The sequence below is a fragment of the Marinomonas sp. UCMA 3892 genome, assembly GCF_012726345.1.
Taxonomy (GTDB): domain Bacteria; phylum Pseudomonadota; class Gammaproteobacteria; order Pseudomonadales; family Marinomonadaceae; genus Marinomonas.
The window spans coordinates 101,005-114,477 of sequence record NZ_PTXN01000007.1 but is presented as its reverse complement, the minus strand read 5'-3'; the positions used below and the strand labels follow the sequence as shown (position 1 = coordinate 114,477).

General features: G+C 42.0%; 11 protein-coding genes. All 11 read left to right on the top strand.

The genetic code is table 11. The features are described 5' to 3' along the window. Positions 1 to 9 precede the first annotated feature (9 nt). From fliE to B6N13_RS11200, 11 genes are read left to right on the top strand one after another with little or no spacing between them, the layout of a single operon-like run. Positions 10 to 372, top strand: coding sequence for a flagellar hook-basal body complex protein FliE (gene fliE, locus B6N13_RS11250; protein WP_169459399.1), 363 nt, complete (start codon positions 10 to 12; stop codon positions 370 to 372). A gap of 27 nt (positions 373 to 399) precedes the next feature. After that, complete coding sequence (gene fliF, locus B6N13_RS11245) at positions 400 to 2,076, top strand: flagellar basal-body MS-ring/collar protein FliF (RefSeq protein WP_012071118.1); 1,677 nt, start codon at positions 400 to 402, stop codon at positions 2,074 to 2,076. Continuing rightward, entirely contained in the window at positions 2,073 to 3,086 is a 1,014-nt protein-coding gene (gene fliG / locus B6N13_RS11240) for a flagellar motor switch protein FliG (RefSeq protein WP_012071117.1), read from the top strand. The genes fliF and fliG overlap by 4 nt, the downstream gene beginning before the upstream one ends. A gap of 7 nt (positions 3,087 to 3,093) precedes the next feature. Further along, complete coding sequence (locus tag B6N13_RS11235; protein WP_169459398.1) at positions 3,094 to 3,900, top strand: FliH/SctL family protein; 807 nt, start codon at positions 3,094 to 3,096, stop codon at positions 3,898 to 3,900. A 5-nt stretch (positions 3,901 to 3,905) separates the two neighbouring features. After that, the gene (fliI, locus tag B6N13_RS11230; RefSeq protein WP_012071115.1) at positions 3,906 to 5,237 is read left to right on the top strand and encodes a flagellar protein export ATPase FliI; all 1,332 of its coding nucleotides are present in this window, start codon (positions 3,906 to 3,908) and stop codon (positions 5,235 to 5,237) included. A 53-nt stretch (positions 5,238 to 5,290) separates the two neighbouring features. Further along, on the top strand, positions 5,291 to 5,725 hold the full coding sequence (gene fliJ / locus B6N13_RS11225; protein ID WP_012071114.1) for a flagellar export protein FliJ: 435 nt from the start codon (positions 5,291 to 5,293) through the stop codon (positions 5,723 to 5,725). Positions 5,726 to 5,776: 51 nt separating this feature from the next. Further along, a complete protein-coding gene (locus B6N13_RS11220) occupies positions 5,777 to 7,654 on the top strand; it encodes a hypothetical protein (protein ID WP_169459397.1) in 1,878 nt (625 codons plus the stop codon). Between the two features lie 20 nt (positions 7,655 to 7,674). Continuing rightward, positions 7,675 to 9,573 carry a hypothetical protein gene (locus B6N13_RS11215; protein ID WP_169459396.1) on the top strand — a complete coding sequence of 633 codons (1,899 nt, stop codon included), beginning with the start codon at positions 7,675 to 7,677 and terminating at the stop codon, positions 9,571 to 9,573. A gap of 30 nt (positions 9,574 to 9,603) precedes the next feature. Further along, positions 9,604 to 9,906, top strand: a complete 303-nt coding sequence (locus B6N13_RS11210) for an STAS domain-containing protein (RefSeq protein ID WP_012071111.1) — start codon at positions 9,604 to 9,606, stop codon at positions 9,904 to 9,906. A 6-nt stretch (positions 9,907 to 9,912) separates the two neighbouring features. Further along, the gene (locus B6N13_RS11205) at positions 9,913 to 11,631 is read left to right on the top strand and encodes a fused response regulator/phosphatase (protein WP_169459395.1); all 1,719 of its coding nucleotides are present in this window, start codon (positions 9,913 to 9,915) and stop codon (positions 11,629 to 11,631) included. 47 nt (positions 11,632 to 11,678) lie between these two features. Continuing rightward, entirely contained in the window at positions 11,679 to 13,382 is a 1,704-nt protein-coding gene (locus B6N13_RS11200; RefSeq protein ID WP_169459394.1) for a flagellar hook-length control protein FliK, read from the top strand. Positions 13,383 to 13,473: the final 91 nt, after the last annotated feature.

Genomic DNA, 13,473 nt, shown 5'->3' with positions numbered 1-13,473 from the left:
GTGAATAACATGATTTCTGGTCGACCAGACATTAATCAGGTGTTGTCCCAGATGAGGGATATGCGGTCGCAGGTTCAGGCGCCGAGCACTCCTGTGTCTAATGTTGCCAAGGTGGGCGGTGAAAGCGAGGGAGGCCAGACTGTAGAGCGTGCAGATTTCGCAGAAATGCTGAAGAATGCAGTAGACAATGTGAATGCTTTGCAAAAGGAATCTACACAATTGGCCCAATCTTATGAGCGCGGTGACGAGGGGATTGACTTACCTCAAGTTATGATTGGTCTGCAAAAATCGAGTGTGTCATTTGAAGCAATGACTCAGGTGCGTAATAAACTTGTAGACGCGTATGAAAAAATCATGAATATGCCGATTTAGGCATAATAAACCGCTTGGCGCTTTTTAATGGATAATGTCCCTGCAGAACAATCGGAGCAAAAGCTCTATTTAGAGTTAGTTACAGGCTTTAATAAGCTGACGGTGATTCGTCAGCTTGCATTAATGGTCGGTTTGGCCGCATCTATAGCAATTGGTTTAGCTGCAGTATTATGGAGCAATGGTCCGGATTATAAGCCAGTATTAAGTAGTATTACCGATTACAATGCCGACCAAATCGTAGAAATCCTCAGTGTAAATAATATTCCTTTTAAGTTGGATCAAAATACAGGCGCTTTGCTTGTTGAATCTGATTTTTATCATCAAGCTCGCCTTAAATTAGCTGGCTCCGGCATTGTTTCCGACAATATTGTTGGTATGGAAATAATGGATCAGGAGCAAGGTCTTGGTACGTCACAATTTGTAGAAACAACGCGTTATAGGCGAGGCCTAGAAGGTGAGTTAAGTCGAACCATTGCCAGTCTGCAAAGTATTAAAAGTGCTAGAGTGCATCTGGCAATACCAAAGGAGTCGGTTTTTGTTCGTGATACTCGAAAGCCTTCTGCTTCTGTGTTTTTAGAGCTTTATCCAGGAAGGCGTTTGGATAAGAGTCAGGTAGAAGCTATTGTGAATTTGGTGGCTTCTAGTATTTCTCAGTTAAGCGATAAGGATGTCACTGTTGTTGATCAGCGCGGTACATTGTTGACAGAAAAAGACTCGGATTCTGAATTATCTGTTGCTGGTAAACAGTTTGATTACGCTCGTAAAGTTGAAGAAGTGTTACTGCAGCGAGTGAATAATATTCTCGGACCTGTTATCGGCCAGGGGCGTTTTAAAGCTGAAGTTTCAGCAGATGTCGACTTCACAGCTGTTGAAAAAACTAATGAGCAATATAACCCTGATTTATTGGCTTTGCGCAGTGAGCAGACCTTAAGAGAAAATAGAAGTGCAGGCACGAGTGCGAGCGGCATTCCTGGTGCGCTGACCAATCAGCCTCCTGGTGCAGTGACTATCCCAGAGGCTGTAGATGAAAACGGTGCGCCAATAGGTGGGAATACATCAGCTAAAAATGGTCAATCTCGCGAAGAAACAACACGTAACTTTGAGTTAGACCGAAGCATTAGTTATACCAAACGCCAACAAGGCATGGTGAGGCGCTTGTCTGTTGCGGTTGTTGTTGATGATTTAATGAGTTTGAATCCAGATACCTCAGCCATTGTTAGAACGCCTTGGAATGATGATGAGCTGGGGCGCTTAACCTTATTGGTCCGCGATGCGGTAGGGTATGATCCATCGCGTGGTGATAGTGTAAGCGTGATTAATTCGCCTTTTGCTTTACCTGATCCTGAAGAGCCTGCTATTGAGTTGCCATTTTACCAACAAGCATGGTTCCTTGGGTTAATACAACCGACATTGGTTGGTATATTTGTTCTGATCTTATTGCTGGTGGTTGTTCGTCCAATTTTGAAAACCCTCAGTGAACAGAATAAAATTGCAGTTACTGAAGACACTGAGGCTGCTATATTCTCTGATGAAACGGATGAGATTTCAGACGATCAAGTATCTCTTGTTAGTGCAGAAGATATATTGGTGCCTGGCTCTCCTGAAAAAATTGATCGCCAATTAAATGCAATTCGCGGTTTGATAGCAGAAGAACCGGAGCGTGTTGCTCAAGTCGTTAAACAATGGGTAATGGAAAGCAAATGAGTGATACAGGCCAAGGTGCAGAATTAAGTTCGGTTCAAAAAGCAGCAGTGCTTTTGATGTCACTTGGTGAATCTGATGCTGCGCAAATACTTAAGCATATGGGGCCGAAAGAGGTTCAGCGAATCGGTCAGACTATGGCTCAACTTTCTAATATTCAGCGCCATCAAGTTGAAAAAGTACTGGATGATTTCTTAGTATTAGTTGGTGATCAAACCGGTTTAGGACTTGGTGCCGATGGCTATATTCGTAACATGCTCAGAGAGGCGCTTGGTGAAGAAAAAGCTGGCAGTTTGATTGATCGAATTCTGCTTGGCGGAAATACAACGGGCCTTGATACGCTTAAATGGATGGAATCACGTGCCGTTGCTGACGTTATTCGTTATGAACACCCGCAAATTCAAGCCATTGTTATTTCGTACTTAGACCCTGATCAAGCGGCTGACATCTTGGCAAACTTTGATGAGCGAGTGCGTTTGGATATCGTGTTACGTGTGGCGGCATTAGAAACGGTTCAGCCTGCGGCCTTACAGGAATTGAATAACATTCTTGAGCGTCAGTTCTCTGGCAATAACTCAACGCAGTCAACGACCATAGGTGGTATCCGTACCGCTGCTAACATCATGAACTTTATTGATAGTTCAGTAGAATCTGAGTTGATGGAGTCTATTCGAGATGTTGATGAGGACTTGGCAAATACTATTCAAGATTTGATGTTTGTTTTTGACAACTTATTAGATGTTGATGACCGTGGTATTCAGATCATTCTTCGTGAAGTGGAATCTGAGACCTTAATCCTTGCATTGAAAGGTGCGGATCCAGATATGCAAGATAAAGTCTTCAAGAATATGTCGTCTCGTGCCGCGGATATGCTGAGAGATGATCTAGAAGCAAAAGGTCCTGTGCGGGTAAGTGAAGTTGAAGTTGCTCAAAAAGAAATATTGGCTGTTGCCAGACGCCTTGCTGATAACGGAGAAATTGTTCTTGGTGGCGGCGGTGAGCAGATGGTTTAGTTAGAATATGTCTGATCAAAAACAGGATAAAGGTGAGCGTAAGCTGACTGCTTATGAGCGCTGGGAACTTCCTCATCTTGAGAATAATAAGTCGAATACTAATTCTGGTCCTGCGCTTCTTATTCAGAAAAATACATCTTTTACTACTGAAGAAGTGGATGAAGACTCTTTAATTTACGAGCCTTTGACAGCTTCTCAGTTAGAGGAAATTCGTTCTGCCGCCTACGATGAAGGTTTTATTCAGGGCGAAGAAGAAGGACATAAAAAGGGTCATTCTGATGGCTTCGCCAAAGGTGAAGTGGATGGCTTCGAAAAAGGCCATGAAGAGGGGCGGTCAATAGGTATTGATGAAGGATTGGCTCAGGCAAGAGCGGAGGCTCAGATCAAGTTGGAGGCGCTTGAAGCACTCTTGGCGAATGTTGTGAAAGAATTAACATTGCCTCTAGAAGAAAGTCGTGCCGCTGCCGAAAATATCTTGTATCAATCGATGGCAAGAATTATTGAGAACGTCTGTCTTTCTAAAATGACTGAAGACGGTCACCAAGTTTTAAGAGAGCAACTTACTAGAGTGTTTGATGAAATAGGTGAATACGAAGGGCGAGTCCGATTACGCCTTCATCCTGCAGACGTCACTATTTTGGATGAGCTTGGAATCAAAGATCGTTTAACCATTCAGCTAGAAACCGATGACTCACTTATTAATGGCGGTTTCGTTATTGATTCTAAATCCTTCCATATCGATGGGCGAGTTGAGCAGCGATTAGAAGCTGTATGTGATGAGCTTCGTCATCTTTCCCTAACAGAGCAGGACTAACACTCGTGTCCACCCTCGAAGAACGTTTAAATAAGCTCAATCATGTCTCTTCTGTTTCCTTACCACCTCAAATTGAGGGTAAGGTTACTCGTATGGTTGGTTTGACTATGGAGGCAGTGGGTTGTGTTGTCGCTCTTGGTGACCGTTGCTCGGTGCAAGTTCGTAAGGATCGCTGGGTTGAATCTGAAGTGGTGGGGTTTACCGGCGATTTAACTTATCTCATGCCAACGGAGGCCATTGAGGGGATTTCTCCTGGAGCGAGAGTACGTCCGTTACTTGGTGATAGTAAAATGCCGGTTGGTGATGAGTTGCTTGGTCGAGTAGTAAATGGGTTAGGTAAACCCTTAGATGGTAAGGGGCCGATCAAGACTAAAGACTCGGTAACTCTACATGGTAATGTGATTAATCCATTACAGCGAAAGCCTATCAGCGAGCCTTTGGATGTTGGTATAAAAGCCATTAATAGTTTGCTAACGGTTGGTAAAGGTCAGCGTTTGGGGCTTTTTGCCGGTAGTGGTGTTGGTAAGAGTATGTTGCTTGGCATGATGACGAAGTTTACCGAAGCGGACATTACAGTTGTTGGTTTGATCGGTGAGCGTGGACGAGAAGTAAAAGAGTTTATTGATCAAATATTGGGTGAGGAAGGGCTTTCTCGTTCGGTTGTTGTCGCGTCTCCTGCCGATGATTCTGCATTAATGCGATTGCGTGCTGCTATGCTGGCAACTCGAATTGCTGAGTATTATCGGGATCAGGGTAAAAACGTATTGTTGCTAATGGATTCTTTGACGCGATATGCGCAAGCGCAGCGAGAAATAGCTCTTTCTGTTGGTGAGCCGCCTGCAACAAAAGGCTATCCACCTTCAGTGTTTTCTAAGCTTCCTCAATTGGTAGAACGTGCTGGTAATGGTTGCGAAGGTAGCGGTTCTGTTACGGCTTTTTATACCGTGTTGACGGAAGGGGATGATCAGCAAGATCCTATTGCAGATGCGTCTCGAGCGATTCTTGATGGGCATATTGTATTGTCCCGTCGTTTGGCGGAAGAAGGTCATTATCCTGCTATTGATATTGAAGCTTCAATCTCTCGAGCTATGCCGCACATTGTCAGTGAAGATCACTTATATGGTGCGATGCGAGTGAAGCAGTTGTATTCTAAATTTCAGCAGAATCAAGATCTTATTTCGGTTGGCGCTTATGCAAGAGGCAGTGATCCTGACTTGGATCAGGCGATCATTCAAATGCCTGAAATTCGAAATTTTCTACAGCAGTCTCTTACTGAAAGTTTTACGATTGACCAGAGTTTACAGGCCCTTGTTACAGCAATGACTAAGGGGCAGTAGACGATTGTAGGTAAAAAAGTCTACTATTTAGCGAGTTTCTGAATGGGTCATGCATGAAAAAAACACATCGAATGCAGATATTAGTTGATCTTGCTAAACGCAAAGAAGATTCGGCTGCGCAGCAGTTGGCTCGTGATAAAGCGAAAGTACAGTATGATAAGCAAAAGTTGGATGAGCTGCGTGAGTATGCTGATCAATATGAGTCAGAGCGTAATTTACTTGGGCTAAGTGCTTATCTGACAACGAATTATCAGCACTTTGTGAACCGTGTTCAGCAAGCGATTGTGCAGCAAGAAGCGGCGGTAGGTCGATCCGAACAGCAAGCGGATATGAGTATGCGTCGATGGTTGCAAGCTCGTTCTAAAACCAAAAGTATGGATTGGCTAAAAGAAAAAAATCACAAAGCGGAATTGGTTGTTGAAGCAAAGCAGGAGCAGCGTCAAAGCGATGAGTTTGCCATGCGCCGTTTTTTGGACAATATGCGATAGCGCTTTAAGTGCTATTTTGTACAGCAGCTTAGCTTATTGTTAGGATTAAATATGGCGCAATTGGATAATGGACTAATTGATTTGTCTATGCCTATTTCTAACATAGAAATAGCTTTGCATGATTATGTCTATCACCCTCGGCGCGGTTTAGAAAAACTTCAGTCTGCTCTACTGTCTTTACAAGAAATCTCTCAATCAAGCATAGTTCATGCTCTCTATAATCAGCGTCTTAGTTCTTTCTTAGCTGCGGTTGATGAGCTGTTAATATCTGGCTCGCCTTATTTTAGTCACTACCACTCCGCGTTTTTATCTGCTACCGATGCGCTTTTGCAGGTGGCTATGGCTGGTCAGTTTTCAGCTGATCGCTCACAACAGTTAGATGGTCTTTTGTCTACTGATCGTTCTTGCTGGGCTTTGGTAATGTCTATCGCGGATGAAAAAGATGTTTCGTTAATATATCGGAATTACGAGGCACGATTAGATCCTACTCAATTTAATGTGATGAGTGTAGATGCTTATTTAGAGGCGTTTTCAAGTGCTGGACGAGTGTCGTTTCAGCTTGATTCAGTGAAAGGTTCCCGCTTAAGCGGTCGTTTTTTATTGATAAGTGTGCAGCCATTAGCTTGGCTTAAAAGGAGATTTCCTTCACTTCAATGGCAAGTACTGTCTATTAATGAAAAAGAACCATTACGAGACTTATGCGAATTGAGTTTTTTGCCACTGTTTCAAAATATCACCATGCCTCGTGATACCCGTTACCGTCTTTTGGCGTTATTTGAAGATAGGTTCAAAGCGCTATTTTATCAGGTGTTTAGCTCTCTTTTTTCATTGAGCCTTAATCATGTGGATCAAGCTGGGCGTCTAGTTCCTAGTGTAAATAATGTAACGACTTTCGAACAGAACGAACATTTCGCGTATTTCCCAATGCGTCATGGTGGATGTGTTTATATTGCTAGTCGAATTTTAGAGCAAGTTGATCTTCAGTACTCCTATGTGAAATCTTTAGGGCATGATTATTTATCTTACTTTTTGTATGAGATAGATACTTCCTTCGGACGATTTGCTTTTGATCAGCAAGAATGTTTTGGTCGTTATGATGTAAATGAAGGTGATTTCTTTTTAGACGGAGAGTCTTTTTGGTTCAGGTCGGAAGAGGGCGTTAGGGCTGAAGTGCTTTTAAATATGCCTTTGATGTTTTCTTCTTGTACGGCTTTTTGTCAGTTGCCAGATGCTATCACTCAGGTGTTAATTGTTAAGCAAGGTGAATTTTATTTTGCATTACCTTACTCCTTTCTTCGAGAGGTAGAGGCTGTTTGTTCTAAGATGTCAGCACCTCGTTCTTGGGTGAAAAATATTTGGTTAAGTCAGACAGGTACTCCGTTATTAGAGCCATGGTTATTGAGTAAAAAAGTGTTGCCTCTGTCTTATGCCTGGTCAGAGAAAAATAAATCAACATATATTCCTAAGAATGGTTATTATTTTGGAAAGGCCTATGGCAGGATGTTTTGGGTTGAGGCGGATTTGATATTGGCGTTATTGCCTTATAAAGCACCTTCTTCAGTGGCTTATTTTGAGAATGATGAACTTTGTTTGGCATCATTTTTTATTCATGACGGACGAAGCTTTGATAAGGTAATGTCATGTATGGCGTTTTCTGAAGTGGCTGGCTTTTCGGTCGAAAAGATGGCCTTTTCAGTCATTCTTGAGTGGATGTCTGAGTCAGTTGTCTTACCTTTCTCTTCTTTTGAATGGTCCGCCACATTAACGGATAGTAACTGTATTCGTGAATTTTCTTTGTCTTCTAATGGCATTGTTGATGGTTGCGAAGATAAAGTAAGTCGTTTTGTTTCTTTGCAAGATGGTTGTTTTGTTATTAATAAGAAAAATTATTTATCCTTTGTCGCTGGCTTTTGCCATCTTCATCATTAGCTTGAAAGTGATTATTGACTATGAATACACTGCATTCACCGTTTGGTGCTCCAAGAAAAGAGCTGATAAGTGGCCTACAAAAAGGTGTTGTTGCCTTGCTATTTGTATTGCTACTAGCGTTCGCTGGTATGTATATGTTGATGAGCATTAATTTGGAAAAACAAAATGCTCAACAAGAAAAGTTAAGCGAGCTTTTGGGGTTAGTTCATAGTGCAGAAGAGCACTGGTTACAATGGTTGTTGGTTGGCGATCGTTTGATTTATAGCAATGATAATACTGCAAAAGCACCTTCTTCTAGTCATCTGCACCAGATGTTAGTGAATGAATATCGTTTGCTGAATAGTCAGCTTAGTGATTTTGAATTAACTGCTGGGTCCGATGTTTCCGATTCTTTGACCTTACTAGACTCACTTTCATTAAAAGAGTTGGATACCACGCCCTTAACAGATTCGGAAAGGTATGCTGCTTATTCATCTTTTGAGCGTCTAGAGAGGCTGGATGGTGAGCTTTTGCAGATTAGCGTTAGTTTGGACTATGAGCGTCAAATCTTTGTCGATAGGTTGATTTGGGGGCCAGTCGCAATTTTTTTAATTTTAGCTTCTATTGTGATTCTGTTGGCTACTCAATTCGGTCGTCAATTACGCTCTGGTTTTTTGAGTTTGCACCATGTTTTAGATCATCGTAAGCACGGTCATGCACCTCAGCTGCCTCCCCGTAAGGTGATTGATGAGTTCACCGACTTAAGTCATTTGATTGATAATGAACTAGCATCACGAGATTTTGATATTGATCAACAACGCGAAAACCTTAGCTTGATTGAGAAGGCATTATCACAAGTAGATGACTCCTTTTTTGTTACAAATCATCAAGGCGACATTGCGTGGCTTAGTGCCGGAGCTGAGCGGCTTTGGTTTAGGAATATGCCATTGTTTGAATCTTTATTTGGTATAGATTCGGGGTTAGATGACCCAATTGGTGAACGTATTGCTGACTCTATTCTGTTTTCTGATCAAGATCTAAAACTGAATTTGTCTGATGGGGTTTACTGGTTGAGTGTTCAGCATTTTATCTCGGAGTCAGATGAGGATTTAAGTGGTTTGCAGCGGTTTATTTCTATACGCACTAAAATGGATATGGTCGAATTTGATATTTTGCATCACAGTTTGGTGTTGTTGGAGCAAGATGTCTGGAATACCCCTATTAGACTATCAAGACAGGATTCTCCTTACGCAGGCTTTGCTAAATCATTGGAAGTGATGCGAAGAAAAGTTGTTATGCTTTTTGATGCATTAAGCTCGTCCTCTATGCAAACACATTCCCTTGAAAAGATTACGAAACTACAACAAATAGCATCCCTAATTGACGAAAAAACGGATCACAATGAGCAATCAGTAAGTGATCTAGTTGTTGTCAATGAAGCCCCGTTTGAAGGATTTCAAGTGGAATTAAATGACATGGCTTTGCTCTCTGAGCAGGTTCGAGATTCGTTTATATTGGGCTATGAATTGGTTTTGCAGCGCTTAGCTTTGGTTGAGAAAGATTTATCATCTGATGTATTTTTGTTGGGAGATGTTGATCGTTATCTCAACGAAGTTAGGGCTGGAGTGTTGGCAAGTCTTGCGGCAACCGAAGGTGAAAGTGAGAAGGTTCGTCGTCGTTTTGCCATCGATATCGAGCACGATATTAGTAAGGTTCAGGATCAGATTGAAGGTATGAAGTCTATGGCGGCTTCTACTCTTTCATTACTTGAGTCAGATCGAAGTGTTGGTGTGGCGCGTTTGGATAGAGCAAGAGAATCTGTTAATGAAATGATAGAGCGGATTCATGGTTTGATGTCTAAAACGTCAGTAAATATTTCGGAAAATAAAAGTGATGATGTATTTATAAAAAAATCTAGTAATGAGTGGGACGAGACTTAAAGCCTACCGCTCATATTTGAGGAGTAGGCTGTGGTTGAGAGCTTTTTTGATAAAAAAACAGAATGTCTAACGATCCATGTGAAAGGGCGTTTTGATTACAGTTGTCATAAGGCATTTAAAGAAGCTTTTACTGCGGTTAGCAAGGTAAAGTCTTATGAAGTCAATTTAGCGGATGTGTCTTATCTTGATAGTTCAGCTCTTGGCATGTTGTTGTTGCTTAGAGATCATGCAGGTGAAGAAAAAGCGCAGATTCGTTTGGTTCATGTGAATGATGCCGTTATTGATATTCTTAAGATTGCTAATTTTCATCGGCTTTTTGATATTACTGAGTAGTTTTGTATGGAACAAGTTTTAACCATATTGATTGCGGATGACAACCCTTCGGATCGTATTTTATTGAAAGCGATTTTAAGTCAATTTGGCCACAACGTTATTTCAGCTGTTGATGGGCAAGATGCTATTGATAAGTTTGATCCCCATACAATTCAGCTGGTGTGTTTAGATATTAAAATGCCTCACAAAGATGGCTGGGAAGCTGCGCTCGAAATTCAGCGTATTGCGGGTGATGTTTTTGTTCCCATTATTTTTCTTTCTGGTGTAACTGATCCTATTGCTTTGTCAAACTGCTTGCGGATTGGAGGCATTGACTTTATTTCAAAACCATACAGCCCTGCACTTATTACTGCGAAGCTAAATGCTATAGTCAGGCTTTTGGTAATGCAAAAAACGCTTGAAGAGCAGCGTGATGCGATGAGTTTGTATAATGAGCAATTGCTCAACGAGCAAGAAGTTGCGAAAGTTGTTTATGAAAATATAACCAACTCAAATTGTTTGAAAGATCCTGCGCTTTCTACCATTCATTATGGAACTCATGTTTTTAATGGTGATGTGATTTTAGCCGCTTACAAGCCGAACGGCGGTATGCATATATTGTTAGGTGATTTCACAGGTCATGGCCTTTCAGCTGCAATTGGTGCGTTACCGCTTGCTGATATTTTCTTTGATTGGACGAGAAAAGGCTTTTTGATGCGTCAAATTATTCCTGAGATTAATGCGCGTCTAAAAGGAATATTGCCATCGAATATGTTTTGTAGTGCAGCGTTCATTGATATAAAAGTGAATAATAAAAGCATTGAAGTTTGGAATGGCGGATTGCCTGATTTATTATTTTTACCTCAAAATGCTAACAAACCAGTCAAGCTTACGTCTAAAAATTTACCTTTGGGAGTTCTTTCTCCTGATGCGTTTGAATGTCAAATTGATCCTATGTCTTTTGTTCCTGGTGATAGGTTGATGGCGTTTTCTGATGGTGTTTATGAAGCGTTGGATTTATCCGGACAGATGTTTTGTCATTCTGTGCTGAACCCGCTCTATCAAGGAAAAATTGATGCCGATCATTCAGTTGATTGGCTTGTTCAACAATTAGAGCGAGAAGGGGTCTTGGAGAATCCGCATGATGATATTTCATGTCTAAGTGTTCGTCTGGATACCAATATAGGAATTGATTCAGCAGAGCATAAAGTATCAATAGGGCATGATGAGGCGCCTGCTGATTTTTCGTTTGAGTATGTATTAAATGCTGATTCGCTACGTAATACAGATCCTTTGCCTTATGTTTTGCAAATATTGACGACTGTTCCGGGGCTAAGTAGCTTCTCTAGTCAAATATTTATGATTCTTTCTGAACTTTATTCAAATGCTCTTGAGCATGGTGTCTTGAAATTAAGTTCTGATAAAAAAAGTTCCAGTGAAGGCTTCTCTCTTTACTATGAAGAGCGCGAGCGTAACCTTGCTAATTTGCAAGAAGGTTATGTCAAAATTTCAGTTAAAGTAACGTCTGATAACAACAACCGAGCGCTCATTCTGTATGTGGAGGACAGTGGCTCAGGGTTTGATTTTCAGGGTGTCAATTATGATATATCCAATACTGAGTTACTCTACAACCGAGGCTTGGCTCTGTTGGATCAGCTTTGTTCAAAGCTAGAATTTTCTAAAGGTGGAAGTGCTGTAACGGCACATTATCACTGGAAGGTTGGGCAGGATGATAGGGCTACATAGTTGTTGGCCTTGCTATTGCATAGACTTCTCTATCGTTGGAGGAAATTATGCGCACAGATTCAAATACGGTATTGTCTTTACCTTCAGGTGTTCCACCTAAAAAGTCTGCCTTGACTAAGGCTTCTACTAATAACGGAACAACTTTTGCGAATGATTTTAATAGAGCAAAAGAAACCCTCGCTCCTAAAAAAGCACCTGCTACCGATAAAGTAGCCGCTCCTAGCTCTTCGGTCTCCTCATCTGCTAATTCTTCGTCCGCAACGACTAAAGTGCTTGATAAAAACGCGGCGTCTACTAATAGTAAGGATAAAGTTTCTACATCTTCGGCTGACTCTTCTGCTGTGGTAGCTGTTACCGCACAGGCTGTATCTCAAGATAGCGGCAAGGCCTTGCAGCAAGATGGCGAAGTTTCTCCTGCTGATGGCTTACTTGTAGCAGTTTCCACAGAAGATTTAGAACTTCCTGTAACGGCGGCTCCGTCTGGTTTGCAATCTGCGGAAATTAATTCTCCATTAATATCTGATTTTGATGGGGGGCCACAAGAAAGGATAGAGCAAAATCCACTAGTTGATAATGCGGTTGTTGGTGGTGTGGGGCTAGTTTCAGTAGCTCCGACTGTGACTGAAGAGGCGTCTAAAGATGTAATTGTTACAGGCCAAGTTTCAGCAGCTCCGATTGTGGCAGAAGAAGCGTCTAAAGATGCAATTGCTTCAGGCCTTAGCTCTGGGGTTGGTGTTGTCGGTTTAGATGCTATAAGACGAACCGTAGCTACTGAGGCGCAAAATACCAATCCGACGTTAAGTAAAACGACGGTTTCTGAAGATACTGTAGAGCCGGCTATTATTGATGATAAGGGGGAGTTATCTTGGGTCTTATCTCAGATGGGGGGCGGTGAGAAAAAGGCCTCAGTTACTCCAATTGGTGATGCTGGGCTTGATACGACTAAAGCGGCGGCATCTGTCGTCGCTGGTGCTATTGCTTCGAGTGTGATGAATAAAGAAAATCGTACAGGATCATCACCTAGCCCTCTAGTTAGTGAGGGTGGTATTGCGGCAGCATCAGATGAGACTAGTTTGGACTCTTCGGATTCTCTTTTAGATATGGATGGTTTGTTGGTCAATGAGCCCGTTGAGTTACGCAAAAAAGAACAGGAAACTATGCTTGGTCGAATGTCTGCGCAGATAGATGGTAAGCAGAATGATGATGCTTCACCAGGAGGCTTAAATAGTTCGCTTCATAATAATTCGAGCCGTGCTGGAGTTGGCGCTGTAGCTCTTAATGCTTCTATGTCTAATCCACAAGCCAATAACTTGGCGATGAGTTTGCCACCAAGTCATCCTGGTTGGGCAAATGAGATGAGTCAGAAGGTTGCCTGGATTGCACGTGATGGTGGTCACACCGCACACATTCGCTTAGACCCACCAGAGTTAGGTAGTTTGACGGTTAAAGTGTCAGTCGACAGTGATTCTAATACGCAAATAAGTTTTGTTGCTGCGACACCACATGCACGGGACTTATTGGAAGGGCAGATGGGGCGCTTGAGGGAAATGTTGGCTCAGCAAGGAATGGACTTGAGTCGAGCAGATGTTGATGTTTCACAACAAGATACATCTGGCGCGCAAGATAGGGCTAATAACCGAAATAATGGCTCATCTCAAAGTGGTGTTGCTAGCAGTGATGAAGTCGATGAAGAACTGATTGCGAAAAACTTATCATATGTTTCTGCGTCCGGTGTTGACTACTATGCTTAAACTTATGAGAAATTGATGGTGCTATGTTTGATTCTTTGTAGAATAGAGGATTGTTAGTGCACAAGAGCGTGGTAAGCGTTCTTTATAAAGA

Excerpts from the sequence above, each read along its gene's own strand:
- B6N13_RS11235 (WP_169459398.1), top strand. The coding sequence starts at position 3,094 with ATGTCTGATCAAAAACAGGATAAAGGTGAGCGTAAGCTGACTGCTTAT.
- fliE (WP_169459399.1), top strand. The coding sequence starts at position 10 with ATGATTTCTGGTCGACCAGACATTAATCAGGTGTTGTCCCAGATGAGG.
- fliJ (WP_012071114.1), top strand. The coding sequence starts at position 5,291 with ATGAAAAAAACACATCGAATGCAGATATTAGTTGATCTTGCTAAACGC.
- fliG (WP_012071117.1), top strand. The coding sequence starts at position 2,073 with ATGAGTGATACAGGCCAAGGTGCAGAATTAAGTTCGGTTCAAAAAGCA.
- B6N13_RS11205 (WP_169459395.1), top strand. The coding sequence starts at position 9,913 with ATGGAACAAGTTTTAACCATATTGATTGCGGATGACAACCCTTCGGAT.
- B6N13_RS11200 (WP_169459394.1), top strand. The coding sequence starts at position 11,679 with ATGCGCACAGATTCAAATACGGTATTGTCTTTACCTTCAGGTGTTCCA.
- fliF (WP_012071118.1), top strand. The coding sequence starts at position 400 with ATGGATAATGTCCCTGCAGAACAATCGGAGCAAAAGCTCTATTTAGAG.
- B6N13_RS11215 (WP_169459396.1), top strand. The coding sequence starts at position 7,675 with ATGAATACACTGCATTCACCGTTTGGTGCTCCAAGAAAAGAGCTGATA.
- B6N13_RS11220 (WP_169459397.1), top strand. The coding sequence starts at position 5,777 with ATGGCGCAATTGGATAATGGACTAATTGATTTGTCTATGCCTATTTCT.